This is a genomic window from Flavobacterium qiangtangense, assembly GCF_042658345.1.
In the GTDB taxonomy this organism is placed as follows: Bacteria; Bacteroidota; Bacteroidia; order Flavobacteriales; family Flavobacteriaceae; genus Flavobacterium; species Flavobacterium qiangtangense.
The window spans coordinates 56,437-82,300 of record NZ_JBHSQB010000010.1 but is presented as its reverse complement, the minus strand read 5'-3'; the positions used below and the strand labels follow the sequence as shown (position 1 = coordinate 82,300).

General features: G+C 36.4%; 27 protein-coding genes. 3 read left to right on the top strand and 24 right to left on the bottom strand.

Annotation, left to right across the window (positions count from 1 at the left end):
- Nucleotides 1-95: 95 nt before the first annotated feature.
- The 3 genes from ACFPVY_RS14215 to ACFPVY_RS14205 all read right to left on the bottom strand — a co-directional run bounded on the left by ACFPVY_RS14215 (nt 96) and on the right by ACFPVY_RS14205 (nt 3,745).
- Nucleotides 96-1,514: an alkaline phosphatase gene (locus ACFPVY_RS14215; protein WP_379792783.1), complete on the bottom strand. Its 1,419-nt coding sequence runs from the start codon at nt 1,512-1,514 to the stop codon at nt 96-98.
- Nucleotides 1,515-1,982: 468 nt separating this feature from the next.
- The gene (lysA, locus tag ACFPVY_RS14210) at nt 1,983-3,203 is read right to left on the bottom strand and encodes a diaminopimelate decarboxylase (RefSeq protein WP_379792782.1); all 1,221 of its coding nucleotides are present in this window, start codon (nt 3,201-3,203) and stop codon (nt 1,983-1,985) included.
- 125 nt (nt 3,204-3,328) lie between these two features.
- Complete coding sequence (locus ACFPVY_RS14205) at nt 3,329-3,745, bottom strand: hypothetical protein (protein ID WP_379792781.1); 417 nt, start codon at nt 3,743-3,745, stop codon at nt 3,329-3,331.
- Nucleotides 3,746-4,102: 357 nt separating this feature from the next.
- On the opposite strand from ACFPVY_RS14205, the gene sucC reads away from it, so the two are divergent.
- Nucleotides 4,103-5,296: an ADP-forming succinate--CoA ligase subunit beta gene (gene sucC, locus ACFPVY_RS14200; protein ID WP_296148718.1), complete on the top strand. Its 1,194-nt coding sequence runs from the start codon at nt 4,103-4,105 to the stop codon at nt 5,294-5,296.
- A 61-nt stretch (nt 5,297-5,357) separates the two neighbouring features.
- Here sucC and ACFPVY_RS14195 read toward each other — a convergent pair whose 3' ends face one another.
- The 4 genes from ACFPVY_RS14195 to ACFPVY_RS14180 form a co-directional block, all read right to left on the bottom strand.
- Complete coding sequence (locus tag ACFPVY_RS14195) at nt 5,358-6,170, bottom strand: alpha/beta hydrolase (RefSeq protein WP_379792780.1); 813 nt, start codon at nt 6,168-6,170, stop codon at nt 5,358-5,360.
- Nucleotides 6,171-6,225: 55 nt separating this feature from the next.
- A complete protein-coding gene (locus ACFPVY_RS14190) occupies nt 6,226-6,753 on the bottom strand; it encodes a DUF4269 domain-containing protein (protein WP_379792779.1) in 528 nt (175 codons plus the stop codon).
- A gap of 2 nt (nt 6,754-6,755) precedes the next feature.
- Entirely contained in the window at nt 6,756-7,181 is a 426-nt protein-coding gene (locus tag ACFPVY_RS14185) for a DUF1456 family protein (protein WP_379792778.1), read from the bottom strand.
- Nucleotides 7,182-7,277: 96 nt separating this feature from the next.
- Nucleotides 7,278-8,078, bottom strand: coding sequence for an alpha/beta hydrolase (locus tag ACFPVY_RS14180; RefSeq protein ID WP_379793082.1), 801 nt, complete (start codon nt 8,076-8,078; stop codon nt 7,278-7,280).
- 51 nt (nt 8,079-8,129) lie between these two features.
- Here ACFPVY_RS14180 and ACFPVY_RS14175 point away from each other — a divergent pair, with 51 nt between their 5' ends.
- Complete coding sequence (locus tag ACFPVY_RS14175; RefSeq protein ID WP_379792777.1) at nt 8,130-8,531, top strand: TerB family tellurite resistance protein; 402 nt, start codon at nt 8,130-8,132, stop codon at nt 8,529-8,531.
- Nucleotides 8,532-8,671: 140 nt separating this feature from the next.
- On the opposite strand, the gene uvrB is transcribed toward ACFPVY_RS14175, so the two are convergent.
- The 8 genes from uvrB to ACFPVY_RS14135 form a co-directional block, all read right to left on the bottom strand.
- Nucleotides 8,672-10,660, bottom strand: a complete 1,989-nt coding sequence (gene uvrB, locus ACFPVY_RS14170) for an excinuclease ABC subunit UvrB (RefSeq protein WP_379792776.1) — start codon at nt 10,658-10,660, stop codon at nt 8,672-8,674.
- A 284-nt stretch (nt 10,661-10,944) separates the two neighbouring features.
- On the bottom strand, nt 10,945-11,379 hold the full coding sequence (locus ACFPVY_RS14165; protein WP_379792775.1) for a hypothetical protein: 435 nt from the start codon (nt 11,377-11,379) through the stop codon (nt 10,945-10,947).
- A 92-nt stretch (nt 11,380-11,471) separates the two neighbouring features.
- On the bottom strand, nt 11,472-12,053 hold the full coding sequence (gene nudK, locus ACFPVY_RS14160) for a GDP-mannose pyrophosphatase NudK (protein ID WP_379792774.1): 582 nt from the start codon (nt 12,051-12,053) through the stop codon (nt 11,472-11,474).
- Between the two features lie 302 nt (nt 12,054-12,355).
- Complete coding sequence (rlmF, locus tag ACFPVY_RS14155) at nt 12,356-13,300, bottom strand: 23S rRNA (adenine(1618)-N(6))-methyltransferase RlmF (RefSeq protein ID WP_379792773.1); 945 nt, start codon at nt 13,298-13,300, stop codon at nt 12,356-12,358.
- 140 nt (nt 13,301-13,440) lie between these two features.
- A complete protein-coding gene (locus ACFPVY_RS14150; RefSeq protein WP_379792772.1) occupies nt 13,441-13,650 on the bottom strand; it encodes a type II toxin-antitoxin system RelE/ParE family toxin in 210 nt (69 codons plus the stop codon).
- Nucleotides 13,635-13,862 (bottom strand): hypothetical protein, encoded by a 228-nt coding sequence (locus ACFPVY_RS14145; protein WP_379792771.1) that lies wholly within the window; start codon nt 13,860-13,862, stop codon nt 13,635-13,637. The genes ACFPVY_RS14150 and ACFPVY_RS14145 overlap by 16 nt, the downstream gene beginning before the upstream one ends.
- 38 nt (nt 13,863-13,900) lie before the next feature.
- On the bottom strand, nt 13,901-14,563 hold the full coding sequence (locus tag ACFPVY_RS14140; RefSeq protein ID WP_379792770.1) for a thiamine diphosphokinase: 663 nt from the start codon (nt 14,561-14,563) through the stop codon (nt 13,901-13,903).
- A 160-nt stretch (nt 14,564-14,723) separates the two neighbouring features.
- Nucleotides 14,724-16,946, bottom strand: a complete 2,223-nt coding sequence (locus tag ACFPVY_RS14135) for an NADP-dependent isocitrate dehydrogenase (RefSeq protein ID WP_379792769.1) — start codon at nt 16,944-16,946, stop codon at nt 14,724-14,726.
- 468 nt (nt 16,947-17,414) lie between these two features.
- On the opposite strand from ACFPVY_RS14135, the gene mazG reads away from it, so the two are divergent.
- A complete protein-coding gene (mazG, locus tag ACFPVY_RS14130) occupies nt 17,415-18,188 on the top strand; it encodes a nucleoside triphosphate pyrophosphohydrolase (RefSeq protein ID WP_379792768.1) in 774 nt (257 codons plus the stop codon).
- 60 nt (nt 18,189-18,248) lie between these two features.
- On the opposite strand, the gene ACFPVY_RS14125 is transcribed toward mazG, so the two are convergent.
- The 9 genes from ACFPVY_RS14125 to ACFPVY_RS14085 form a co-directional block, all read right to left on the bottom strand.
- Complete coding sequence (locus ACFPVY_RS14125) at nt 18,249-18,704, bottom strand: hypothetical protein (RefSeq protein WP_379792767.1); 456 nt, start codon at nt 18,702-18,704, stop codon at nt 18,249-18,251.
- Nucleotides 18,705-18,785: 81 nt separating this feature from the next.
- The gene (locus ACFPVY_RS14120) at nt 18,786-19,133 is read right to left on the bottom strand and encodes a hypothetical protein (RefSeq protein ID WP_379792766.1); all 348 of its coding nucleotides are present in this window, start codon (nt 19,131-19,133) and stop codon (nt 18,786-18,788) included.
- Nucleotides 19,134-19,245: 112 nt separating this feature from the next.
- Nucleotides 19,246-21,267 (bottom strand): DUF349 domain-containing protein, encoded by a 2,022-nt coding sequence (locus ACFPVY_RS14115; protein ID WP_379792765.1) that lies wholly within the window; start codon nt 21,265-21,267, stop codon nt 19,246-19,248.
- Nucleotides 21,268-21,356: 89 nt separating this feature from the next.
- A complete protein-coding gene (locus ACFPVY_RS14110) occupies nt 21,357-21,512 on the bottom strand; it encodes a hypothetical protein (RefSeq protein WP_379792764.1) in 156 nt (51 codons plus the stop codon).
- Between the two features lie 147 nt (nt 21,513-21,659).
- The gene (locus ACFPVY_RS14105; RefSeq protein ID WP_379792763.1) at nt 21,660-21,917 is read right to left on the bottom strand and encodes a Txe/YoeB family addiction module toxin; all 258 of its coding nucleotides are present in this window, start codon (nt 21,915-21,917) and stop codon (nt 21,660-21,662) included.
- Nucleotides 21,918-22,172, bottom strand: a complete 255-nt coding sequence (locus ACFPVY_RS14100; RefSeq protein ID WP_379792762.1) for a type II toxin-antitoxin system Phd/YefM family antitoxin — start codon at nt 22,170-22,172, stop codon at nt 21,918-21,920.
- 105 nt (nt 22,173-22,277) lie between these two features.
- A complete protein-coding gene (locus tag ACFPVY_RS14095; protein ID WP_379792761.1) occupies nt 22,278-23,030 on the bottom strand; it encodes a shikimate dehydrogenase family protein in 753 nt (250 codons plus the stop codon).
- A 69-nt stretch (nt 23,031-23,099) separates the two neighbouring features.
- A complete protein-coding gene (locus ACFPVY_RS14090; RefSeq protein ID WP_379792760.1) occupies nt 23,100-24,494 on the bottom strand; it encodes a tetratricopeptide repeat protein in 1,395 nt (464 codons plus the stop codon).
- A 134-nt stretch (nt 24,495-24,628) separates the two neighbouring features.
- Entirely contained in the window at nt 24,629-25,822 is a 1,194-nt protein-coding gene (locus tag ACFPVY_RS14085) for an aspartate aminotransferase family protein (protein ID WP_379792759.1), read from the bottom strand.
- Nucleotides 25,823-25,864: the final 42 nt, after the last annotated feature.

Sequence of the window (25,864 nt, the reverse complement as noted above, 5' to 3'; positions counted from 1 at the left end):
TTAAAAGCTGTAAAATTATATTTTTTTTTAGATTTAAAACAAAAAGCGCGAAGAATTGTTAAATCTCCGCGCTTGATAAAAAATGTATTTTTTTTTTAGAATTTATTCTCAACTTCTGCTGCCTGAAGCATCAAGTAGTGCAAATCTGTGTTTTTTACAAAAGGTTTTAAAAGTTCGCTTCCAGGTCCATACATGGCTAATTCCACATAATCTGCGGAGTGATCCATGCTAATCCAGCCCACAGAATTATACTTTTGCTGAATATCTGCCAACGCCTTAAACGGAAGTTTTTTATAGTTGTACAAACCATCTTCCTGTTTGTGAAGTCCGTTGTAATAAGACAAAATCTCTTTTGCTTCTTCATCAGAAACCGCTTTGCCATTCGCTGCTTCAAACTTTTCACGAATTTGCGAAGCTGTTGTTGTGTTGTTGAAACCGTTTAAAATCACCTCATTTGTATTGGTATATTTCTGAATGTTATCAAAATTGTCATTCGCATTTTTACCATAAATCACGCCCGGATTTGCATTTCCGTGGTCAGTTGTGATGATTACCAACGTATTTCCGTCTTTTTCAGCAAAATCCATCGCCACTTTCACTGCTTCGTCAAAAGCAATCTGCTCGTGAATCAAACCAGCAATATCATTCGCGTGCGCTGCCCAATCCACTTTTCCAGACTCAATCTGCAACACAAAACCTTTTTTATGGTCTTTCATTCGGTCAATTGCTTTCTGAGCCATTTCTGCCAAAGTCGGTATTTTTGCACTCAATTCTGGCGAATTTATTCTGTCAATACTATAAGGAACAGCATCTTCGTCAAAAACTCCAAGAATCGGTTTGTCGTTTTTCAAAGCAAAAAGCTCTTGTTTTGTTTTTGCAATCTGATAACCTTTTGCATAATATCCGGCATAAACATCCTTTTTGTCTTTTCTCACTTTTGGGTCAAAAAAGTTATTTCCACCGCCCATCATCACGTCAAAACCAAGTTCCAGATACATTTCTGCAATATCATCTTGAGCGCTTCTTTTCGCGCTGTTCACGCAGAATCCCGCAGGCGTGGCGTGTGTAATCGCAACCGTAGTCACGCAACCCGCCATTTTTCCGGCCTTTTTAAATTTCTGTAAAATCGGAAGATTCGGTTTTCCATCCGGACCAACGTTTAGCGAACCATTATTTACGCGAACGCCACCGCCCCAAGACGAACTTCCCGCCGCAGAATCAGTCACAATAGAACTCGCCGAAGCCGTGTCCATCAGCGCGCGCTTCACTTTGTTGTCTTTATAAAGTTGCAGCCAGTTCGAGCCTTTGCCATATTTTCGGTTCAAGAAAAGGTCGGCCATATTCAGCGTCCCCGTGCTCATCCCGTCGCTCACCATAAAAATAATATTTTTTGCAGTCTTGTTTTTGCCAATAATTTCGGTGTCAAAAGTCGATGCCGAAAGGTCAAACGGATTAATTATCGCGGTTCCAAGCGTAAAAAGTGAACCATTTCTAAAAAATTTCCTTCTATCCATAATGAGATAAATCAATTGTGTTGTGAGCGCCAAAGATAACAAATCTGCAACTTCTGTAACATTATCAAACTGTTATTTTAGATTTTAAATGTTGTTAGAAGCGAATCGTCGGTGCGTTTTTGCAGTCGAAATTCCTGCTGATGGAACTCGCTTTAAACCTGCTTCGCTGGCAGGTTTAAGAGCTCAAACAATTCCATCATCAGGGCTATTTGAGAAACCATTTTAATATTTGGAAAGGTTCGGGGACAACCGTTGCCGATTCATTTTGTCTAAAAAAGTTGTGCAGTTAAAGTAAAAATTTATATTAAAGCAATGCTTTTTGATTTTAATATCAAAATACTGGTTATCAATTTAATAAAAATTTATTTGTAGGAAAAAAAATAAGGCTTTTTTTTAGTTGTTTTTCTCACATAAAACAAAAAAATCCGAAACTCTCATTTCGGATTTTTGTATTTTTAAGTTCGAAACTTAATTCGCAACTGGTTCAAAATTTAAGATGATTTGGTTCTTAACCAAATCTTCAAAAGTTTCCCTTTCTCTAATCAAATGACCTTTTCCTTCAAACCACAAAACCTCCGCAGGTTTGTATCTTGAGTTGTAATTTGAAGCCATCGAAAAACAATAGGCTCCGGCATTTCTAAAACATAAAACGTCGCCTTCTTTAATTTCAGCAATTCGTCTGTTGTTTGCAAAAGTGTCCGTTTCGCAAATGTATCCAACGACGGAGTAAAAACGTTCCTTTCCTTTTGGGTTCGAAATGTTTTCAATGTGATGTGAAGAACCATAAAGCATCGGACGAATCAAATGATTAAATCCGCTATCGATTCCTGCAAAAACCGTGGAAGTTGTTTGTTTCACCACATTCACTTTTGCCAAGAAAAATCCAGCTTCGCTTACCAAAAATTTTCCTGGTTCAAAAGCCAAAGTCAAATCACGACCATATTCTTTTGTGAATGCATTAAATCTTTTAGATAATTTTTTTCCAAGTTCTTCAATGTCTGTTTCGATATCGTCTTTTTTGTACGGCACTTTGAAACCGCTTCCAAAATCTAAGAAATCTAAATCTTTAAAATTTTTCGCTGCGTCGAATAAAATTTCCGCCGCATATAAAAATACTTCAATGTCCAAAATATCAGAACCCGTGTGCATGTGAATTCCGTTGATGTGCATTCCAGTGTTTTCAACGATTCTCAAAATGTGTGGCATTTGATGAACTGAAATCCCGAATTTACTATCAATATGTCCGACAGAAATATTCGCATTTCCGCCAGCCATAACATGCGGATTGATTCTTATACAAACCGGAATCTGAGGATATTTTGCCCCGAAATGCTCTAAAATAGACAAATTGTCAATATTAATCTGAACTCCCAAATGTGCTACTTCCTCAATTTCTTCAAACGAAACTCCGTTTGGCGTGTAGATGATTTTTTCTGGAGGAAATCCTGCCAATAATCCCAATTCTACTTCCTGGATAGAAACGGTGTCTAAACCAGAACCAACTTCTTTTAAAAGTTTTAGTACTGAAATATTTGACAACGCCTTGACGGCATAATTTATGCGTAAGCTTTCTACTTTTGAAAAAGCATTTGTTAGTCTTTTGTATTGCGATTGAATTTTTTCGGCGTCATAAACATAAAGCGGACTTCCGAATTCTTCTGCCAGATGCAGTAAATCTTTGGTTTGCATAACTCTTATTTCTTTTTAGCAAAAATAAAGATACGAAAAACGTTGTGCAAAATAATCAACCTTAAATAACAAAAATAAACAATACGTTATAAATAAAACTTAAATTTCTTAAATTACGAATTAATTTAACGAGTGAATTTGATTATCATACCGTCCGCATATCCTTGGTTTATTTGTAAAGTTGTTGGCGTAATTGATAAACAGCCGTAATCGATTTCGTCTAATTCGATGGTTTGGACACATGTTGAATTGGCTACCGAACTTGCAATCAGAGCAAATGGATAAGTTCCGGAATCGAAAACATCTTGAGCCATTTCTTCTGTATTGTTGTTCACGACTGTAAAAGTGCTGTCTGACTCATTAAAATTCCAAGTGATGGTTCCCGGCGTGAATGTGTCTGTTGTTCCTGCGATGGTACCGCTGGTTTCGATGAGTTTCCATTTGCCAGCTAATGTGGTAACGGCGTTCTTATCGTCGTCATTATTGCAGTTTCCAAAAACGAATGCAATAAAAAGTAGGGAAAGTAATTTTAGATTTTTCATAAGTGTTTGTGTTTTATTTGTTTTGAATAAGATTCGTAATTTTTTAAAAGGTTGCTTTTGAATGATGTTATCTTATTGTTAGGGACATTTTAAATTAATTATCCACAACGGATATCGACAAACTGCATCACTAGCCCAGATTAAAACGGAAAGCCTTTTTTAAAAAACGACTATTTTTTGCTAAAGGAAAAGAGCGACCGGAGGAAGCTCCTTTTACTTTATTGCAAAAAAAGGAGTTTTTAAAAAAGCTTGTAGTGAAAAGCTGGAATAGCTTCAAATAAAAAAGAAAAATCTTTCGTTGTTTAGAATGATTTTTGCTATTTTTGTGGCACTTTAAAAAAGTCAAAAAACTTTAATATGGATATACACGAATACCAAGGAAAAGAGATATTAGCCAGTTATGGCGTGAAAGTTCAACGTGGATATGTTGCCAATAATCCACAAGAGGCGGTTGCTGCTGCAAAGCAATTGACGGCTGAAACGGGAACTGGATGGCACGTTATCAAAGCTCAAGTTCACGCAGGTGGAAGAGGAAAAGGTGGCGGTGTTAAGCTTGCTAAAAATTTACAACAAGTGGAAGAATTGGCTGAGCAAATCATTGGAATGCAATTGATTACGCCTCAAACTTCTGCTGAAGGTAAAAAAGTTCACAAGGTTTTAGTTGCTGAAGATGTTTACTATCCAGGGGAAAGTGAAACTTCAGAATTTTATATGTCAGTTCTTTTGAATAGAGGAAAAGGTCGCAATATGATTATGTATTCTACTGAAGGTGGAATGGATATTGAAGAAGTTGCTGAACACACTCCTCATTTGATTTTTACTGAAGAAATTGACCCAAATGTTGGTTTGCAAGGTTTTCAAGCTAGAAGAATTGCTTTCAATTTAGGTCTTTCTGGAAATGCTTTCAAAGAAATGGTGCAGTTCGTTGATGCTTTATACAAAGCTTATATCGGTTCTGACGCTTCTATGTTTGAAATCAATCCAGTTTTAAAAACATCTGACAACAAGATTATTGCTGTTGATGCAAAAGTAAACTTAGATGACAACGCTTTATACAGACACGCAAAATTGGCTGAATACAGAGACGTTCGTGAAGAGAATCCAATTGAAGTTGAAGCGAAAGCTGCAGGTTTGAATTATGTGGATCTTGACGGAACTGTGGGTTGTATGGTTAACGGTGCTGGTCTTGCAATGGCAACGATGGACTTGATTAAGTATGCAGGTTTTGAGCCGGCTAACTTCTTGGACGTTGGTGGAACTGCAGATGCAAAACGTGTGGAATTGGCTTTCAGAATTATCTTGAAAGATCCAAACGTAAAAGCTATTTTGATTAACATTTTTGGAGGAATCGTTCGTTGTGACCGTGTTGCTCAAGGTGTTGTTGATGCTTACAAAAACATGGGAGACGCTATTAAAGTGCCAATCATCGTTCGTTTGCAAGGAACTAACGCTGAAATTGCTAAAGAATTGATTGACAATTCTGGAATGCCGATTTTATCAGCTGTTCAATTCCAAGAAGCTGCTGACCAAGTTCAAGCCGCTTTGTCTTAATTAGATTTCAAAAGTTATATATAGTAAAAATCCCGAGTTTGCCGCTCGGGATTTTTTTGTTTTATGCTTTTTTCAAATCTAAAATTCTTTGAACTTCCTTAATTAGTAACGGAAATGCCGGATATGCCATTCCGTGGTCATATCCATCGAGTTCTAACAGTTTGGTGTCTTTGTGTCCAACGACTTTCATCATTCGCATCAAATAAGCGTTTTCTTCGTATCGGCCAAGCATTTCTAATTCTCTATCGCCTGTAATCAACAATAATGGAGGAGCGTCGCTTCTGACGTGAAATAAAGGCGCGTATTCATCAATAGTTGGTTGTTTCTCAGGAATTCCTTTTTCGCCACGAATTGTAAAATGTGTGATTGTCTGCGCACTAAACGGAATCAATCCTGCAATTTTATTGGCATCGATATTATACATTTTTAACCATTTTTTATCCAAGCCGATCATCGCCGCCAAATAACCTCCAGCGGAATGTCCGGAAACAAAAATCTTATCCGGATCGCCACCATATTTTGAGATATTATTAAAAACCCAAGCAACGGCCGCAGCACTGTCTTCAATATATTTTGGAGCTTTAACTTTTGGACTAAGTCGATAATTTACACCAATAATTGCATATCCTTTATTTTTCAACGCTTCAGGAAGTTCTTTGTTGCCGCCAGTAATTCCTCCGCCGTGAAACCAGACAATCGTGGCAAAGTCTTTTTTGTTTTCAGGATAATAAATGTCTAAAACGCATCTTTCGTTTTGATAGGCGTCTTTTGATTTTGCTTCGTAATATGGAATGTCAGTTTTGGTGACATATTTATCTTGCGAAAAACTGACCAAAGGCGAAATCAATAATAGGAGTAAGGCGATTTTTTTCATTTTGGAAAATTATAGATTATTCCCAAATATAAAAAATCTTAAAAGTTTATGGATTCTAAATTTTCTTAAAGTTTAAAATAGCTTCGTACGGATCGTCTTTTAAATTCAATAATTGCGCAAAAGCAGGTTCGGTTTTAATGCCCGATTTTTTCAGTTCAATAATTTTCTGGCGGAAATCTTCTCCTTTTTCTTCCAAAATTTTCGCTTCGATAATCATGTGTCGAAATCCGAACTGTTCTTCAACCGGAATATTTTGCCCAAAGATTTCAATTTCAAAATCATCCACGAAGAAATTTGCTACAACAGCTACGTTTCCAGAAATTTCCTTTTCATAAATCTGAAAGTCTTTTTCTCCAGAAAAATTCTTTTTGACAATTTCAATAAAATGATTTTTGTCTTTCCAATAACAAGCAATATCCAAATCACTTGAATCAATAGCAATATTTATCGGAATCGTCCCAACCAAAACCGGCATAAATTCAGAAAGCTTCTGAAGAATCAAATTTTCATTTAAAACTTCAAAAGCTTTTTGTTGTCTTTCTGTTCCCGATTTTAAATAATTTATATTTAGAAAATCAGTCAAGTTTATGCTTTTTTATTCTTTCCGTTGTTGAATTTTACTTTTTCCACCACGCTTACTTTCGGCTCCGGACGTTTTGCCTTAAAATTCTTTGCAGGCGCTTTCGCAACAGGTTTTTTAGCATTATCTTTTGGAGAAGTTCCTTTTGACGGTGCTTTTGTAAGCAATTGTTTTGCGTTAGCCTTAATCACATCCATTGCATTTTTGGGATCTTCTTTTGTGCCGCGCAAGTGAATAATCAATCCGTTCAAGAAATTACGCAACACTTGGTCGCCACATTCCATATAATTTGGATGGTCTTCTTTTCTGAAAAAGGCACCCAATTCAGTCGTAGAAATTCTGAAATCTACTAACAAAAGAATCTCTGCAATTTGGTCATCACGCAACTGCAATGCCACGCGAAGTTTTTTAAATATATCGTTGTTTGTCATAATCTTAATTTATTGCAAAGATAGATTTTATTTTATAGCAAATAATAACCCTTTCAGAGTTTTAAACTCTGAAAGGGTTGAAATAGTGAAAAGCAGTTACAATAACCATAAAACCGCCTTTGCAAAACCTTCCCGCCACAATTTTTCATTATGTTCACCACCTTTCACTTCCACAATTTTGTCTAATTTCAAGCAATAACAACGATTGTCATCCAGCAAATGTTTCATTTTTCCTGCATCTTTCACCATATCTTCACTTTCAGAATCTCCATATAAAAAATAAATCTTCGCTTTGATTCTCTTTGAATTTTCAGTCATTTTATAAATTTCATCCGAAAACCAAAACGCTGGAGAAAAAACGGCTGCTTTTCCAAAAACTTCAGGATATTTCAAAACTGCATAATACGAAACCAAACCGCCGAGTGAACTTCCAAAAATTAGTGTATTGTTTGCATTTGGCTTCGTTCTATAATTTTTATCTACGTAAGGTTTTAAAGTGTTTACAATAAAACCCAAGTAATCATCAGCTTTTCCGCCGCCATATTTTTCATTCGGAAACGGTGTCAATTCGTCCAGTCGCTTTTCATTTCCATGCTCAATTCCAATTACGATAGCTTGCATTTTTAAGCTGTCTAAAGTTTCATCCACATTCCATTCACCAGCAAAAGAAGTTTTTGCATCAAATAAATTCTGCGCATCGTGCATATAAATCACGGGATATTTTTTCTCAGAAGTTTTGTAATTCTTCGGAAGGTAAACCCAGATTTTCTTGTTTGTTTTCAACTGAGGTGCTTCCAGCTCAAAAGTCGAAACTTGTGCGGAAGCTGTACTTTCTTGGGCGAATGAGTTTGTGAAAATTCCGAAGAAAAAGAATAGCAATAAATATCTCAAGGAAATGATTTTTTAAATTAGACAAAAAACAATATTTTAGCTAAAATTACAATTTTGATGAACACTTACGAAGAAAAATTGAGCCTTCTCGCCGAAATGATTGCTTTTGCGGTCATCGACGGAAAGCTTCACGATAGAGAATACCAGTTTTTAAGCATTGTTGCCAACGAACTCCAAATTAAAAAGGAAGATTTCAAAAATCTTTTCCACGAAGAATTGAAGCCAATCCCATTGAAATCAGAATCACAGCGCATCCAGCAATTTTACAGATTAGCTTTATTGATGCATTGCGACGGCGTTTTGCACGAAAAAGAAGAAATTGCCATCAAACAATTGGGCGTGAATATGGGACTGAATCCATTTGCGATCAAAAGAATTTTAAAAGCAATGGAACAATCTCCAACACGAATGATTGACGGAGAAATTTTGATAAATATTTTTAAGGAGCAGTTGAATTAGTTTTTTTTATGAGCCAAACTTTAGGCTTTTTTTAAATGAAATTCCCGCTGCAGCAACTCGCTTTAAACCTGCTTCGCTGGCAGGTTTAAGAGCTCAGACAATTGCAGCATCGGGGCTATTTTCAAACTTTTAGGCTTCTTTTAAATTTTTTCCTGCAACGCCTTAATCTCATCACGATATTTCGCAGCTTGCATAAAATCTAAATCTTTTGCCGCTTTTTCCATCGCTTTTCGCGCATCCCTGATTTTCTTTTCAATTTCACCTTTGGTCAAATATAAACTTTCCGGCTCAGCGGCTTTTAAAGCTTGATTTTCAAAATACTGAGTTGAAACCGAATTTCTCGCCAAAGTGCTGTCGATTTTCTTTTTCAAAGCAACAGGAGCAAGGCCGTGTTTTGTGTTGTAGTTGATTTGTTTTTCACGACGATAATTGGTTTGGTCAATCGTTTTTTGCATACTTGTTGTGATTTTATCGGCATACATGATCGCTTTTCCGTTCACGTTTCGCGCCGCACGACCAACAGTTTGCGTCAGCGAACGATTATTTCTCAAGAATCCTTCTTTGTCAGCATCTAAAATCGCAACCAGAGAAACTTCTGGCAAATCCAAGCCTTCTCTCAAAAGATTGACTCCAATCAAAACGTCGAACAATCCTTTTCGCAAGTCTTGCATAATTTCAACACGTTCCAAAGTATCCACTTCAGAGTGAATATAACGACAACGAATCGAAACTTTGGTTAAATATTTTGTCAATTCTTCCGCCATTCTTTTGGTCAAAGTCGTTACCAAAACACGTTCGTCGACTTCCACGCGCAATTGGATTTCTTCAATCAAATCATCAATCTGGTTCAAACTCGGACGCACTTCAATAATCGGGTCTAACAAACCAGTCGGACGAATAATTTGTTCCACAAAAATACCTTCCGATTTTTCCAATTCATAGTCTGCCGGAGTCGCCGAAACATATACCACTTGATTCTGCATTCCTTCAAATTCCTCAAATTTCAACGGACGATTGTCCATCGCTGCAGGAAGTCTGAATCCATATTCTACCAAGTTTTCCTTACGGGAACGGTCGCCACCATACATGGCATGAACCTGTGAAACGGTCACGTGACTTTCGTCAATAACCATCAAATAATCTTTTGGAAAATAATCTAAAAGACAGAACGGACGCGTTCCTGGAAGCCGTTTATCGAGATACCTTGAATAATTTTCGATTCCAGAACAATAGCCCAATTCTCTAATCATCTCCAAATCAAAATTGGTTCGTTCTTCCAACCGTTTTGCTTCCAGATGTTTTCCAATCTGCTTGAAATATTCGACTTGTTTCACCAAATCTTGCTGAATTTCCCAAATCGCTCCGTTCAATACTTCAGGCGAAGTCACGAACATATTCGCGGGATAAATATTTAAGTCTGTATATTTTTCTAAGACTTTAGAATTCTTTGCGTCAAAAGCTTCGATTTCTTCAATTTCATCTCCAAAAAAGTGAATTCTAAACGGCTCGTCGCCATAACTTGGAAAAACTTCCACGGTATCACCTTTAATTCTGAAAGTTCCCGGCGTAAATTCTGCTTCGGTTCTAGCGTACAAACTTTGCACTAATTTATGAAGCAATTTTGTTCTAGAAATCACTTGATTTTTAGCAACAGTCACAACATTTTTCTGAAATTCCACTGGATTTCCGATACCATACAAACACGAAACCGAAGAAACAACAATAATGTCACGACGCCCAGAAAGTAGGGAAGAAGTCGTGCTCAAACGCATTTTTTCCAACTCTTCATTGATAGATAAATCTTTCTCAATGTAAGTTCCTGTAACCGGAATGAAGGCTTCGGGCTGGTAATAATCATAGTAGGAAACAAAATATTCCACCGCATTATTTGGGAAAAATTGCTTGAATTCCGAATACAATTGCGCCGCCAACGTTTTGTTATGCGCCAAAACAAGTGTCGGTTTTTGTACTTCTTGAATGACATTTGCCATCGTAAAAGTTTTTCCAGAACCGGTCACGCCCAAAAGTGTTTGGAACTTATCTCCGTTTTGGATTCCTGAACTTAATTTGTCGATGGCTTGCGGTTGGTCGCCGGTGGGTTTGTAATCAGAAACTACTTGAAATTTCATAGGTATAGCGTTGAATTACAAAGATAAATAATATGTTTTTAGTATGGAATTGTGTTAACTTTTTATAAAGGGGAATTGTGTGGATTGTGTTGAAAGGATTGAATTTAATTAGAACGCGGATGACGCGGATTTTTTACCCTATCGGGTTTTAATTGTTATAGCGCATTGCGAAGTTGCGATGTTCGGGAAAGATTATTTATTGTTAGAGATAGAATTGCTGGAAGATATAAATAGAATTTAATAAACTCTCGAACTTGCCAAATTCCTCTCAGCAATAGTTTTTTTTAAGCGTACCTAGGCCAATCATTTTTGAAATCCAATTCATCTATATCTATATATTCTGAAATTAGCTTATCCTTAAGTGTTGAAGAAATGCAAATTACATCGTAATAAAGTTGATATATCCGAAAGCCATCAAATTCAGCGTTTTCATAATTTTCCAAGTCGAGATGATTTTTTACTTCTATTTCGGAATAAGTTGTCCAAGTTTCGTTTGTAGATTTTCTCCAGATAACAACCTCTTTTACTGATTTAATTTGTTCTGGAACATACTTTTGGAAAATTTCTGCAATAGCATTATGAACTAAATTTCCGCCATTAAGAATGGGCTTAAACTTCCCAAATTCTAATATGCGAAATTTATTTTCTTCTATTTTATCCATAAGAGCTTCCTTCCCAAATTCTTTATTGGTAAGTTGATATAAATTCGATTTTCTCATTTTTTTAATCACTGGTAACTATATAAAGTGTATTAAGCTGGAGAATTAATACCTAACAGGTTTTGGAAACCTGTTAGGATATTTCGGTTTGCCTAAAGCAAATTATTAATCTTCGCATATTGCAAAAGCATAATTGTTTTTGCATCTTTTATTTCACCAGTTGAAATCATTTCTAACGCTTTTTCAAATGGAAGTTCCAAAACATCTATGTTTTCGTGTTCAGAATCTAAACCACCGCCGTCGCTGGTTTTCATTTCTTTTGAATATTCGCCCACGAAAAAGTGGATAATTTCAGTTACAGAACCTGGCGACATATACGATTCAAAAACTTTTCTGACTTCGGTTAATGTGTAGCCGGTTTCTTCTTCGGTTTCGCGTTTGATGCATTCTTCTGGATTTTCTTCTTCTAAAAGTCCGGCGCAGGCTTCGATTATCATGCCGGTTTTATTGCCGTTTAAGTAAGTTGGAAGTCGGAATTGGCGGATTAAGATTACCGTTTTTTTGTCTTTATTGTAAAGTAAAATTGTGGCTCCGTTTCCTCTGTCGTACACTTCGCGGGTTTGGGTTTCTGTTGTTCCGTCGTTTTTTGTGTAGTCTAAAATTACTTTGTTTAAGATGTAATGGTTGTCTGAAAGTAATTCTGTGGATTTTATTTTTATGGTTGGGTTTTGCATTTTTTGTTTTTCGTAAAGGTAAGAGGAAGTTGCTAAGTTGCAAAGTTACAAAGGCGCAAAGTTTTGCTAGTCTGAATCGACAAAGATTGGTCCAGAAGTTTAAAAGATGCCTTAAAGTTTGAAAAATAGCCCCGATGCTGGAATTGTTTGAGCTCTTAAACCTGCCAGCGAAGCAGGTTTAAAGCGAGTTCCTGCAGCGGGAAAATGGATTGGAGATAAATTACTGTTGATTCGCTTCAAAAACTCTTTTTTCAGAGAATAGTGATGTGATGGCGCCCGTTCCTCGCAATGACTTTGCAACTCTACTGAAATTTCCAGTTTTTTCGTTGGGTTTCAGAGAGGAATGACCACGCGACGATTCGGCTGATTTTTTGGCCTTGCGCCATTTCGATGGTTTTTATTGAGGATGCTTTTACTTTGTCTAACGTCTTGTAAATGCTTGATAAATGGGAGTTTTTTGAGACTAAAGTGGTGAACCAAAGGCATTGCATTGGGTATTTGGCACTTTCGTAAATCATTTGGTTGATGAATGCTAATTCACCGCCTTCTGTCCAAAGTTCTGCATTTTGGCCTCCAAAATTCAACACGACTTCTTTTGTTTTAGTATTTTCGAGGGCGTTAATTTTTCGCAAAGTTCCTTTTGTCGCTTCTTCCTGAGAGCTGTGGAACGGCGGATTGCAGAGCGTGAATGCAAATTTATCTTCTGGTTGGATAATGTCTTTGAAAATAAATCGGGCGTTGAGCTGTTGCTGTAAACTTATGGCTCCGTTTAATTTTGGATTATCTTCGATGATTTTAACGCAGTTTTCTAAGGCATTTGCGTCGATATCAGTTCCGACGAAATGCCAACCGAAAGTGCTGTTTCCAATTATCGGATAAATACAATTCGCGCCAACGCCGATATCGAGGCCAAGAACTTCTTCGCCACGCGGAATTTCTCCGTTTGTAGAAGCTAATAAATCTGCGATGTAATGGATGTAATCTGCACGGCCGGGAATTGGCGGGCAAAGATAATTTTGTGGAATATCCCAGTTTTTGATTCCGTATTCTGAAATTAAAATGGCTTTGTTCAAAGCTTTTACCGCTTCGGGATTGCTGAAATCTACCGTTTCAATGTTGTGTTGATTGGTAAAAATAAAAGTATTCAGTTCTGGGTAACTTTCGGTCAATTGCGCAAAATCATAACGAAACCGGTGTGGATTTCTGGGATGGAGGCCTGACTTTTCTTTATTTTTTTCGGATTTCATGGGTTGCATTTCACGGCAAATATAGTGAATCTGTTTTTGTGGATTAATTATAAAGGCTTAAGATTGCGACTGGTGTGTCTTACTCTTAAAATGATAATGCTCAAGTCTTCAATTTTATAAGAAATTCGATAACTGAAAATTTAATAAGCTCTGTATTCATTGCTTTTTGGAATTTTCATTTCGTCTCTTTCGTAGATTTCCCAACTGTGTTTAAGGATTTCTGTAGAATCGAATAAAGTATCTGTAACGCGACTTGCTATTGATTCACTTTTCGAAGTTTCAAGCAGATAGAAGTAAATTTCTCGTAGTTGATTTAATGCAGTTTCCGTCCAGATTATTTCTTTTTCCATTCTTCAATTTTATCTTTTGCTTGGCTTTGAGTGTATAATCTTCCGGCAGTGATGTCTTCTTCCGCTTTTAAAAGCTCTTCGTTATAATTTTCAGAATAATTTTTTGAAGAAGTTTTACTTTCTAAAATAGTCATAATTGCTTCCAAATATTGAATATCATCAATTTCGGAGATTTTAGAAATAAGAATGTTTTTAAGTTCTAGAGTGTCCATAATCAGGCATTTAATTTATACGAATTTACGAAAAAAAATTAATCAAAACATTCCATCATCAGCAAATCACCATCTTTGTGTTCAATCAAAACAATGCCGTCTTTTGCCACGTGATTACTGCTTCCGGTTCGGTAACCAATGGTTAAGGTTTCATTGTTTAAAGGATAATCTAAATTGGTGGAAGTTATTCCGTCAACCGTTCCAACAGGAATTATAGAAATAGGGAAACCTTTTGGATACCATTTTTCATATTTCTTCGGAAGCTGGAAAATCTTGGAATAATCATCTAAGATTACGATTTTCAGATTATTTTGGAAGCGCACGATATTGGTCATATTTGTAATCGTGTGGTCGGCTCTTCTTCCGGTGGCCCAAACTACGTTTACTGCTTTGTGACCTTTTTCGATTAAATAATCAAAGGCTTTTTCTAAATCGGTTTTGTCTTGATCGGGCGTATGCACAATTTCCAAGGGATATTGAAAATTTCTGTAATATTCTGGGTCAAAACCTCGGTCAAAATCACCCAAAAGTACATCGACTTTAATTCCCAATTCCATCACTCTTTCAATTGCGGAATCCAAAACAATCACAAACGGCGACCATTCTAATAATTGTCCCAATAATTCATTACTGCAAGCGGCGCCGTTGGCAATGATTAATGCGGGTTCTTGGTCGTCGCGAACGATGTGGTGTGAGGACATATTTTAATTACGAATTTGAAATTATGAACTACAAAGATTGATTGTAAATATAAATAAATTAGCCACGAATTACACAAATTTACACAAATCGATTCGTGTAAATTTGCGAAATTCATGGCTTAAAAATATCTGATATTTAGCTTTTGAAGCTATTTTTGTATTAAACCAATTTTGCCAAAGCTCTGTTTAAAGTTTCGCTTGGTCGCATTGCTTTGTCAGTCAATTTATAATCTGGTTTGTAGTAACCTCCAATTTCTTGGTGTTTTCCTTGAGAAGCAATTAATTCTTCGTTGATTTTAGCTTCGTTGTCTGTCAAATCTTTTGCTATTTCAGTAAAAGTCGCTTTCAATTCTGCATCTTTATCTTGTGCAGCCAAAGCCTGAGCCCAATATAAAGCGATGTAAAAGTGTGAACCTCTGTTGTCAATCTGACCGACTTTTCTAGCAGGAGATTTGTCGTTTTCCAAGAATTTTTCTGTCGCTTGGTCTAAAGTTTCTGATAAAACCAACGCTTTTGAATTGTTCAAAGATTGCCCTAAATGCTCCAAAGAAACGCCCAAAGCCAAGAACTCTCCAAGAGAATCCCAACGCAAATAGCCTTCTTCAATGAATTGCTCCACGTGTTTTGGCGCAGAACCACCGGCTCCAGTTTCAAACAATCCACCACCATTCATTAACGGAACGATAGAAAGCATTTTTGCCGAAGTTCCAAGTTCTAAAATTGGAAATAAATCAGTCAAATAATCACGCAAAACATTTCCGGTTACAGAAATCGTGTCTTTTCCGTCTTTGATTCTTTCTAGAGAGAAATTTGTAGCGGCAACAGGATTTAAGATTCTGATATCTAATCCAGTTGTATTGTGGTCTTTCAAGTAAAGATTCACTTTTTCAATTAATTGTCTGTCGTGCGCTCTGTTTTCATCCAACCAAAAAACGGCCGGAGTTTCAGATAATCTTGCCCTGTTTACAGCCAGTTTTACCCAGTCTTGAATTGGAGCGTCTTTCACTTGGCACATTCTGAAAATATCGCCTTTTTCTACTTTTTGCTCCGTAAGAACTTTACCTTTAGAATTTAAGACTTTTACAGTTCCGTCAGCATCCATCTGGAAAGTCTTGTCGTGAGAACCATATTCTTCAGCTGCTTGCGCCATTAAACCAACGTTTGGAACGCTTCCCATTGTTGTCGGATCAAACGCACCATTTTTCTTGCAGAAATCGATTGTAGCCACATAAACTCCAGCATAAGAACGGTCTGGAATAATGGCTTTTGTATCTTGACCTTTTCCTGCTGCGTTCCACATTTGACCAGAAGTTCTGATCATCGCAGGCATTGAAGCATCCACAATTACATCAGATGGAACGTGAAGATTTGTGATTCCTTTATCAGAATTTACCATTGCCAAAGCTGGCGAATTTGCATAAACTTCATTAATTGCAGCTTCAACTTCCGCTTGTTTTTCGTGTCCAGCGATTTTTGCGTAAACATCGCCAAAACCATTTTTGGTGTTTACACCCAATTCAGCGAAAAGTGTTGCATATTTTTCAAAAACAGGAGCGAAGAAAACGTCCACGATTGAACCAAATATAATCGGGTCAGAAACCTTCATCATCGTTGCTTTCAAGTGAACTGAGAACAAAACACCTTTTGCTTTTGCGTCTTCAATTTCTTTAGAAATAAATGATTTCAAAGCTTTTACGCTCAAAACAGCGCTATCTATAATTTCTCCAGCTTTCAACGGAGAATTGTCTTTTAATACTTTTGAAGTTCCGTCGTTGCCAACGAACTCGATTTTAAAAGTGTCAGCATCTTTTACAGTCACTGATTTTTCACTTCCGTAGAAATCACCTTCACTCATTGAAGCCACGTGAGTCTTAGAATCTGAACTCCAAGCGCCCATTGAATGTGGGTGTTTTTTTGCGTAGTTTTTAACCGCTTTTGGAGCTCTTCTGTCCGAGTTTCCTTCACGCAAAACCGGATTTACAGCCGATCCCAAAACTTTTGCATATTTAGCTTTCGCCGCTTTTTCTTCATCAGTTTGCGGGTTCTCCACAAACTCAGGAAGTTTGTAACCAAGCGATTGCAATTCTTTAATCACTTCTTTCAACTGAGGAACCGAAGCAGAAATGTTCGGCAATTTGATGATGTTCGCTTCTGGAGTCGTCGCCAACGTCCCCAATTGCAATAAATCATCAGAAATTCTTTGCTCTGGCGTCAAATAATCTGCCAAGTTCGAAATGATTCTCCCTGCCAAGGAAATATCTTTCGTTTCTACAGAAATTCCCGCAGGCGCTGTAAAAGATTGTACAATAGGTAAAAAAGAGTGGGTGGCTAACATCGGCGCTTCGTCCGTAATCGTATAAAAAATCTTTGCTTTATCTGACATTTTCGAAAAATTTGTTTGTTTATTTTTTACTTGTAAGGATTGCAAATATAAGGAAATGAGAGTAAATTAAAGAATTTAGCGACATCGAAAACGTTTGATTTAAGAAATTGATAAATAAAAGTTTGATAATTGAGAAATCGATAAAAACCATTAAAAAATTAACGCATAATTTTTAGTAGAAGCGAAAATTTCGGGCATTTTCAGGAAAGGCAATTCCCGCTTTCTGCAGTAGTTTTTCTCTCGGGAAAATCCCGAAGAAAAAGCTACTGCCGCCAATCGGGGCTATTTGAGAAAGGTTCTTGAATTTTTGGAAACTTGGGAATGATGACGTGAATATATTGTCGAAAGTCTTTGCGAGGAAATGAAGCGATCACATAATTAACATCCAAATTCAAGTTAAAAACTATAATCTGTGAATCTGCGGTCTTTTCCAAAATCATTTTTTACTTTTACAAAAACACTTTTCTTATGAATTCAAGACAGCAAAAACTAGACGCTTTTGGCAGATTATTAGATATTATGGACGATTTGCGCGAAAAATGTCCTTGGGATAAAAAACAGACTTTGCAGACGTTGCGCCATTTGACGATTGAAGAAACCTATGAATTGGGCGATGCAATTTTGGATAATGATTTGCAAGAAATCAAAAAAGAATTGGGCGATGTTTTGCTTCATATTGTCTTCTATTCGAAAATTGGAAGTGAAACCAATGACTTTGATATTGCTGATGTTTGCAATGAAATCTGTGAAAAATTGATTCACCGTCATCCGCATATTTATGGCGATGTGGTTGTTGAAAATGAAGAAGAAGTAAAACAGAATTGGGAAAAGCTGAAGTTAAAAGAAGGAAAAAAATCGGTGTTGGAAGGTGTTCCAAAAAGTCTTCCGGCGTTGGTGAAAGCGTCGCGAATTCAGGATAAAGTAAAAGGCGTGGGATTTGATTGGGAAGAACCGCACCAGGTTTGGGATAAAGTAGAGGAGGAGATTCAAGAATTCCAAGACGAAATTAAAAACGGTGACCAAAATAAAATCGAAGCTGAATTTGGCGATGTTTTGTTTTCAATGATAAATTATGCCAGATTTTTAAACGTAAATCCAGAAGATGCTCTGGAAAGAACAAACAAAAAATTCATCAAAAGATTCCAATATTTAGAAAGCAAAGCGGGTGAATTAGGCAAACAATTATCTGACATGACGCTTGCCGAAATGGACGTTTTTTGGAACGAAGCCAAGAAGTTGTAAAATAAAAAGAGGCTCAAATGAGCCTCTTTAAATGAATTAATAAGTAACGGGGGTAATAATTTAGATACTATCTTCAATCACAGTTTGCCACTTTCTGGCGAACTGCTCATTTTCTAACCAGTAAGCATTTCCAAGTCTGTCGGTTGCTAAATCATATAACACAATTTCCTTAATTTCTTTTGCGCCAGCTTTAAAAATCATCACGATTCTGGAGCTTCCTCCAGCGGAAATTTCTTCCACTTTGCATGATGAAACTTCGTTTAAATCCACAAAATTGGCTCTGTCGTTTTCTTTGTCTAAGTCCACAAAAAGAAAGGCTTTTTTCTCTTTATCGATGGCATAAATCTTTTTGTAATGCGTTTCTTTAGTCGAAAAATTATATTTCCCTTGACTGAAACTATTGAAAATTTCTTTTACTTTTTTTCTGTTTTTTGCTTGCTTGTTGGCGATGTAAAATAGTGGCAGTGCGCAGACTAATGTAAGTGCAAGCCCTATAAATAGAGAGGCGTTATCCATAATTTGGTATTAAATTTTTTAAAATAATCATTGCGACGGATAAAATATATCAGTCTAAACTTCTGAATTACATTAAAAAAACTACCAGAAAAGATGAAAGGGAAAGAGTAAGATGGAGACATTTTCGCATCGATTGATGTCTTGTCTCAAGAAAGTTGCAGTGGCTTTAAAGACGCTAAATTCAGAAAAGCTTATGTTGTAAAAAGATTCAAACCATTTGACATAAATCGGCAAATCGGAACGAGGACTCGCAACAGAATTTTGATTAACTTCTTGATTTACGAAAGCCGAAGCTTTTAAAAAATCAATTTGTTCGATGGATTTTTTTGAAGTAAAATTAAGCGTGAATGCCTTCTTGTCTTTCTTTCCGAAAACAAGAAAAACGGTCATCAAAACCGAAATCAGCGCTATGTTTTTAATCCACTTCATTTTGGCAAAGATAGGTTTTCTAAAACGTTTTAAAAACTGAATATCAAATAAAACGGATTTTAAAAGAAAAAAGCCCCGCGATTGCGAGGCTTGATTTGTAAAATTTTAAAACTTATTCGGTTTTTAAATTACGAATCTGTTTCAATTTGTCTTTCCAAGTTTGAAGACTTTCTTTATGTTTTTCGATGTTTTTCTTCACTTCTAAAACCATTGGATTGTCTTTCTTAGCATTGGCAAAAAATTGGATATTATTTTCTAATTGGAAAATTTCCTGTTGCACTTCTTCAATCTTGCGAATCAAGAAAATCTTTTCGTTTTCTAATTTTCTTGTATCATCAGAACCTGAAAGTTGGTCAATTCTGCTGTTGAATCGCGCCATTTCAGAATCTTTTTTGCTCAAGCTCAATTTGTCGAACAAGGCATCCAAGATTTTATTGAATTTTCCTTCGATGTGACGTCTTGCGTGAGGCACTTTTCCGAAGCCTTTCCAAGTTTCAATGTGTGCTTTTATAGCGTCCAAATCAGCTTTATGTTCACCAACTAAAGTAAATTCTTTGATGGTTTCAAGATAATTTTTTTTGTTTTCAAAAGCCTCCATTTCCTCAGAATTCACTTCATTTCTTTGTGCGTGAAGTTTATCAAAATAATGGTTGCAAGCTTCTTTGAAATCTTTCCAAATGCTGTCTGAATATTTTCTTGGCACATGACCCACTTGCTTCCATTCCTCCTGAATTTGCTTCATAACCGGAGTTGTAGTTGCAAAATCTTCGCTGTCTTTTAATGCTTTTGCTCTTTCCACCAAAGCCAATTTTTTGTTCAAATTGTCTTGTTGGTCTTTTTTAATATCCTTGTAAAATGAATTTTTCAAAGAATTAAAATCACGAACCGCATTTTTAAACGCAGACCAAGTATCTTCATTCACATCAGCCGGAACTTTTCCAGTTGCGAAAAATTCATTTCTCAACGCTTCCACTTTTTCAATTTGGCCTTGCCAAGAAGAATGCGCTTCAACTTTTTCAGTCGCCAAAGCCTGAATTTGAGCGATAATTTCTTTCTTTTTCGCTAAGTTTTCAGTTTCAGTTCCTCTTTGTTTTTCAAAAATCAACTCACGTTTATCGTGGATTTTCTTGGTCAAAGCGCTGAAAGTATTCCAAATTTCTTCACGGTGTTCTCTCGAAACCGGTCCGATATCTTCTTTCCAGATTTTATGTAAATCTTGCAATTCACGGAAAGCTTTGTTTACGTCCGCTTCTTCTGCCAAAACTTCCACACGAGCAATAATTTTCAATTTCAAGTCTAAATTGTGCTTAAAATCTAAATCGCGCGCCTCGCGGTCAAGATGCAAATAATCATAAAAATTCTCAACGTGGAAATGATAATTGTTCCAAACGTGATTGTATTTATCTCTCGGAATCGCTCCCGCATTTTTCCATCTTTCACGCAATTCGTTAAAATGTTTCAGCGTGTCTTTTATATTTTCTTGAGGATTGATAAGCTCTTTCAGCTCTTCCACAATCGCCAAACGAACGTCAAGATTTGATTTCAAATTATTTTGAAGGCTCTTGAAATGCGTATTTTTTTTATCTCTATATTGATTAAATAAAGTATCGAATTTTGCTTTTAGAGGCAAATGATAGTGAAATTCTTCTGTAGTTTCTGGATTTTCGGCTAAGAATTCCTCTCTTTTTTCCTCTATAAAATGATTGTATTTTGAAAGAAAAGCCGTTTTGATTTCCTCAACGTGGTCTTTAACTGACATCACTTTTTCAACAGAAACCAGATTTTCCAACTCAGAAACCAAAGCTTCCATATCTAAAGTGTCGTAATCCAACTTCGGGATATCGTGTCTATCCTTTAAAGTTTCATCTTCACTTTCTTCCGCATTTGAATCAGCAATTGCGTCCAAAGCTTGTTGGTTTTCACTCACCGCCACGGTTTCTTCCAGTTCTTCCGGAGAAATTTCCACAGCATTTGCTTCTTCCGGAGCCACTTCAGTCTCAGCCACAACAGGCGTTCCCACAGTATTTTCGCTCACAGTTTCTGCTTGAGAATTTTCATTTTGAGACACATTTTGTCCCTCATTTTCTTGATTTCCATCTGCGTTCAGCAGGTTATCATTCTTTTCTTCTAACATCTTGAAATGTTTAAGGTTCGTATTACTTTCGTTTGGAAAGATACTAAAGCCGAATGAAAATTCAAAGAAAAACCATTATTTAAGTGATTTTAAGAACTATATTCTTTTTTTGGAGCGATTGGTCGTTTCTTTTTCAGGAATTCATATTCCTGCTTTCCGTTCCAATCTTTTGTGGTGAAGAATCCCGAAGCTTCGGGACACCACAAAAGGATTTCCTCTGCAATCAGGGCTATTGAGTTATCCATTTTGCCCAAGATTGTCGAGTTACATTGTCGAGAAAAAAACACATTATTGCACAAACTTGTCATTCCGACGAAGGAGGAATCTCCATCATTTGCTCACTTCATCGAGATTCCTCCTTCGTCGGAATGACAAAAAGCGTTTTATTCAGACTAATCGTAATGATGTCGGCATTTCAAAATCTGAATCTCATCTTCCACGAATCGATAAATTAATCGATGTTCATCATCAATTCTTCGAGACCAGAAACCCGCATATTTGTGTTTCAAAGGCTCAGGTTTTCCTAAACCTTCAAACGGAGTTCTTGAGATATCTTTCAGCAAATCATTGATTTTCTTGACTTTTTTCTTGTCGATTTTTTGCCAATACAAATAATCCTCCCAAGATTCATCCACGAATACATATTTCATCTACTCTCCGATTAAATCTTTTGAAAAGGCATCTCCCTTTTTTAGTTTTTCAATCGCAGAATCCAATCGATTTTCGTTGGTCTTGTTTGAAAGCTCATAATTTGTCGCCATCAAAGAATTGTATTCGTCAAGCGACATCACTACAATTCCTGAATCTTTTCCTCTATTTATGATTAAGGTTTCAAAATTTTTTGCAACTCTGTCAAAATAAGATTTGATGTCTTTTCTAAAATCTGAAATATTTGTAACAACCATAATGAATTAATTTGTACAAATATATGTACAATATTTGTAACAACGATACTTTAGAATAAATCTTGTCTTAAAAAATCTTTGCGTTCCCAAGTTTCGGCGACTACGTTAAATAATCTTATTCCAAATCCTCCAGCTTTTCTCCGCTTGATATCTCAACATTTCCAAACCATTTTTCGTCTTAGCGCCCTGTTTCTTAGCTTTCCTCAAAAAAATAGTTTCCTCTGGATTGTAAATCAAATCGTGTGCAATATGTTTTGGCGTAAAATATTCATAAGGAATCGGTGGGAAGGCGTCCACATTTGGCGAAGTGCCGAGTGGCGTGCAATTGATGACAATTTGGTGGTTGTCAAAAGTTGTCGCATTGACCAATTTATATCCGATGCTTTCATCAGTCGCTTCTCTAGAAACAAAAGTGTACGTGATTCCAAGTTCTTCCAATGCAAAAGCAACACCTTTTGAAGCACCGCCAGTTCCTAGAATCAGCGCTTTTTTGTGGTGTGGTTCTAGTAAAGGTTTCAGCGATTTTTTAAATCCGTAGAAATCTGAATTGTAGCCTTTTAATTTTCCTTTTTTGGTAAATTTGATGGTATTCACGGCTCCAATTCGTTGCGCTTTTTTGGAAATTTTATCCAAATATGGAATCACAGCTTCCTTGTAAGGAATCGTCACATTCATTCCTTTCAAGTTCGGATTGTTCTTTATGATTTCCGGAAATTCTTCAATCGACTGAATATCAAAGTTTACATATTCATAATCTTCCAAATTCAAGGATTTAAACTTTTCAGCAAAATAACCTACAGAAAAAGAATATCCAATATTTTTTCCGAGAAGTCCGAAGCGATTTTTTGTTTTTGGCATTGTAAAGAATAGTTCAAAAAAAAGCCTGACAGGTTTAAATCCATCAGGCTTTTTAAATTTATTTAAAAATTATTTCTCGTGTTTTGAAATAGTTTCCTGAACTTCGGGCATTTCCCAAACGGTTGAAAATAAGCTTTCAATCAAAATATGATTTTCAAAACTCAATCGCAGTCCGTTGCTCAAGTGGAAAGTTCCTTTTGTGACATCGTCTTGCATAAAATACAATCCGGCCAAACGATATTCCAATTGAAATTCTTCCGGAAAATATTCTGTTGCTTGCAAAAGCGTGTGGATTGCTCCGTCAAATTCGCCTAAATATTGCAAAATGTCAACCCAAAATAACCAAGTATCTAATTCATAATCGCCATATTCAACTGCTTTTCTGTAGCCGATTTCGGCTTCTTCCAAGAAATCTAAAGCGCGGTTGATTGTTGCATAACGCTTCCAATATAACCTGTTTTCGTTATCAATTCCGATGGCCTTGTTTACGTAGAACAATGCTTTTTGATAGTTTTTTTGTCTTACGTAGAAATCGGTAATTGCAATCCAACCTTTGTCCAATAAAGGATCTTCGTGAACTGTTTTATGGAAAAATTTCAAAGCTTGTGGCTTGTTTCCTAATTTTTCATAACATTTTCCAATTCGAAGTAACGCATACGATGTCGGATCGTCTAATTCAATCGTTCTGTTGTAGCTTTCAATGGCTTCTTCATAACGTTTCAAACGCTCTAACGACTTGGCTTTCTCCATAAAAGCACCCATAAATTCGTCGTCAATCATCGAAGCATAGTCGAAACATCTCAAGGCATTTTCATAATCCTCAAGGCCATAATATAACCTTCCGCTTTGATGCCAAGCAATTTCACTGTATGGATTTTTGTCGATGTATTTCTCTAAAAACGCTACGGCCTCCTTGTTTTGGTCTAAAAATTCAAAGCAATATACTACGTTATATAATGCGGCTTGGTCTTCGATATCTTCTTCTAAACACTTGATGAAATTGTCTTTCGCCAATTCTAAACTGTCCATGAAAAGGTATTCCATACCAATCAAATTATAAACATCGGCGTAATCATCAGTAAGTTTTAATGCTTCTTTTAATAGTTCAACGGCTTTTTCGTGGTCGTCTCTTTTAGAATAAATATTAGCTTTTTGGATAAAAATTTCTTCATTCTGTGGCTCAATTGCGTAGAGCTCATTCAATAGCTTTTCAGCGATTTCAAGCTTGTCGTCATACACCAGCATTTCTACTTGTACTAGTTTTAAGCCCGTAGATTTGGGGTGTTGTTCAAGCGCTAATTTTAAGGCTTTCTTTGCCAGTGACGCTTTACCCATATCCAAATAATGAAGAATAATTTCTTCAAATTCTTCTGAATCAAAGAAGAGAACTTTATTGGTTTTCAACATAGATTCGAACTTGGACAAGGATAAATTGTAATCTTCTTCATCGTGACTCAAATGCATAGGCTGTAGTTTTAAAATTATCCTTAATAAAATTAGGGAACGTAATTGTTTGTGAGAGGCAAGGCTGAAATTGTTGTGAACAATTTAATTAACAGTTACGTTTCTATTAAGTTAGTGCATTTCTTCGGAAAATCCTATTTATTTAAGGAAGCTTTCACTTCATCCATCACTTCCAAAATAATTGCGCAACCTTCTCTGATTTCGTCTTCAGAAATGTTCAGCGGGGGTGTTATTCTTATCGCTTTTCCTTCAAATAATAACCAGAATAAAATCAGTCCTTTATCTTGGCATTTTAAAATTACTTGGTTGGTAATTTCGGCATCGTCAGTCATTGCGGCAAGCATCAATCCTCGTCCTCGTACTTCTTGTATCAAAGGATGTACCAAAAGCGAACGAAACAGTTTTTCTTTCTCTAATGTCTTCGGTATCAGGTCAGTTTCAGTGATTTCCTGTAAAGTTGCCAAACACGCGGCCGCTATGACAGGATGTCCGCCAAAAGTCGTGATGTGGCCCAACTTTGGATTGTCGCTCAATAAATCCATCATTTCTGACGAAGCTGTGAATGCGCCCACAGGCATTCCGCCACCCATTCCTTTTCCTAATATAATTACGTCAGGAACGACATCATAGTTTTCAAAACCGAATAATTTTCCAGTTCTTCCAAAACCTGGCTGAATTTCATCGATGATTAATAAAGCACCAACTTCTGTACATCTTTCTCTAACTTTTTTCAAGAAACCATTTTCGGGTTGGATAAATCCTGCGCCACCTTGAATGCTTTCTAAAATGATTCCGGCTGTTTTGGTCGTTATTTTCTGTAAATCTTCTTCGTTATTAAACGTAATAAAATCTACATCTGGTATCAACGGACGAAAAATTCTTTTTCTTTCTTCAAAACCCATCACGCTCATCGAACCCATCGTGTTTCCGTGATACGCGTTATTGCATGAAATCAATTGGCTTCTTCCGGTAACTCTTCGGGCTAATTTTAAAGCCCCTTCTGTTGCTTCCGTTCCTGAGTTTACCAAATAGGTTTTATCCAAAGGTTTAGGTAAGAGTGAAGCTAATAATTTGCAAAATTCAACCGCGGGACTTTGCGCATATTCTCCATAAACCATTACATGAGAATATTTATCCAGCTGATTTTTTATCGCATCGTTGACTCTTTTGTTTTGGTGACCCAAAGTGCAAGCAGAAACACCGGCTACAAAATCAAGGTATTTTTTGTTATTTGTATCGTAAATGTATGAACCAATTGCGTGAGAAACTTCCATCCCAAGTGGGTAAGGGGAAGTTTGCGCTTGGTATTTATGGAAATCTTTAATCATTGAATGTGTAATCGTTTGTTCGTAAAGACTGAAATCTAAAAT

What these genes read in the sequence shown, in the direction of transcription:
- mazG (WP_379792768.1), top strand. Translation starts at nt 17,415, where the DNA reads ATGAATTCAAGACAGCAAAAACTAGACGCTTTTGGCAGATTATTAGAT.
- ACFPVY_RS14110 (WP_379792764.1), bottom strand. Translation starts at nt 21,512, where the DNA reads ATGGATAACTCAATAGCCCTGATTGCAGAGGAAATCCTTTTGTGGTGT.
- ACFPVY_RS14215 (WP_379792783.1), bottom strand. Translation starts at nt 1,514, where the DNA reads ATGGATAGAAGGAAATTTTTTAGAAATGGTTCACTTTTTACGCTTGGA.
- ACFPVY_RS14205 (WP_379792781.1), bottom strand. Translation starts at nt 3,745, where the DNA reads ATGAAAAATCTAAAATTACTTTCCCTACTTTTTATTGCATTCGTTTTT.
- ACFPVY_RS14195 (WP_379792780.1), bottom strand. Translation starts at nt 6,170, where the DNA reads ATGAAAAAAATCGCCTTACTCCTATTATTGATTTCGCCTTTGGTCAGT.
- ACFPVY_RS14085 (WP_379792759.1), bottom strand. Translation starts at nt 25,822, where the DNA reads ATGATTAAAGATTTCCATAAATACCAAGCGCAAACTTCCCCTTACCCA.
- ACFPVY_RS14115 (WP_379792765.1), bottom strand. Translation starts at nt 21,267, where the DNA reads ATGTTAGAAGAAAAGAATGATAACCTGCTGAACGCAGATGGAAATCAA.
- ACFPVY_RS14095 (WP_379792761.1), bottom strand. Translation starts at nt 23,030, where the DNA reads ATGCCAAAAACAAAAAATCGCTTCGGACTTCTCGGAAAAAATATTGGA.
- ACFPVY_RS14100 (WP_379792762.1), bottom strand. Translation starts at nt 22,172, where the DNA reads ATGGTTGTTACAAATATTTCAGATTTTAGAAAAGACATCAAATCTTAT.
- ACFPVY_RS14090 (WP_379792760.1), bottom strand. Translation starts at nt 24,494, where the DNA reads ATGCATTTGAGTCACGATGAAGAAGATTACAATTTATCCTTGTCCAAG.
- ACFPVY_RS14105 (WP_379792763.1), bottom strand. Translation starts at nt 21,917, where the DNA reads ATGAAATATGTATTCGTGGATGAATCTTGGGAGGATTATTTGTATTGG.
- ACFPVY_RS14145 (WP_379792771.1), bottom strand. Translation starts at nt 13,862, where the DNA reads ATGGACACTCTAGAACTTAAAAACATTCTTATTTCTAAAATCTCCGAA.
- ACFPVY_RS14185 (WP_379792778.1), bottom strand. Translation starts at nt 7,181, where the DNA reads ATGACAAACAACGATATATTTAAAAAACTTCGCGTGGCATTGCAGTTG.
- ACFPVY_RS14135 (WP_379792769.1), bottom strand. Translation starts at nt 16,946, where the DNA reads ATGTCAGATAAAGCAAAGATTTTTTATACGATTACGGACGAAGCGCCG.
- uvrB (WP_379792776.1), bottom strand. Translation starts at nt 10,660, where the DNA reads ATGAAATTTCAAGTAGTTTCTGATTACAAACCCACCGGCGACCAACCG.
- ACFPVY_RS14165 (WP_379792775.1), bottom strand. Translation starts at nt 11,379, where the DNA reads ATGAGAAAATCGAATTTATATCAACTTACCAATAAAGAATTTGGGAAG.
- rlmF (WP_379792773.1), bottom strand. Translation starts at nt 13,300, where the DNA reads ATGAAATCCGAAAAAAATAAAGAAAAGTCAGGCCTCCATCCCAGAAAT.
- ACFPVY_RS14120 (WP_379792766.1), bottom strand. Translation starts at nt 19,133, where the DNA reads ATGAAGTGGATTAAAAACATAGCGCTGATTTCGGTTTTGATGACCGTT.
- ACFPVY_RS14150 (WP_379792772.1), bottom strand. Translation starts at nt 13,650, where the DNA reads ATGGAAAAAGAAATAATCTGGACGGAAACTGCATTAAATCAACTACGA.
- lysA (WP_379792782.1), bottom strand. Translation starts at nt 3,203, where the DNA reads ATGCAAACCAAAGATTTACTGCATCTGGCAGAAGAATTCGGAAGTCCG.
- ACFPVY_RS14175 (WP_379792777.1), top strand. Translation starts at nt 8,130, where the DNA reads ATGAACACTTACGAAGAAAAATTGAGCCTTCTCGCCGAAATGATTGCT.
- ACFPVY_RS14125 (WP_379792767.1), bottom strand. Translation starts at nt 18,704, where the DNA reads ATGGATAACGCCTCTCTATTTATAGGGCTTGCACTTACATTAGTCTGC.
- ACFPVY_RS14140 (WP_379792770.1), bottom strand. Translation starts at nt 14,563, where the DNA reads ATGTCCTCACACCACATCGTTCGCGACGACCAAGAACCCGCATTAATC.
- sucC (WP_296148718.1), top strand. Translation starts at nt 4,103, where the DNA reads ATGGATATACACGAATACCAAGGAAAAGAGATATTAGCCAGTTATGGC.
- nudK (WP_379792774.1), bottom strand. Translation starts at nt 12,053, where the DNA reads ATGCAAAACCCAACCATAAAAATAAAATCCACAGAATTACTTTCAGAC.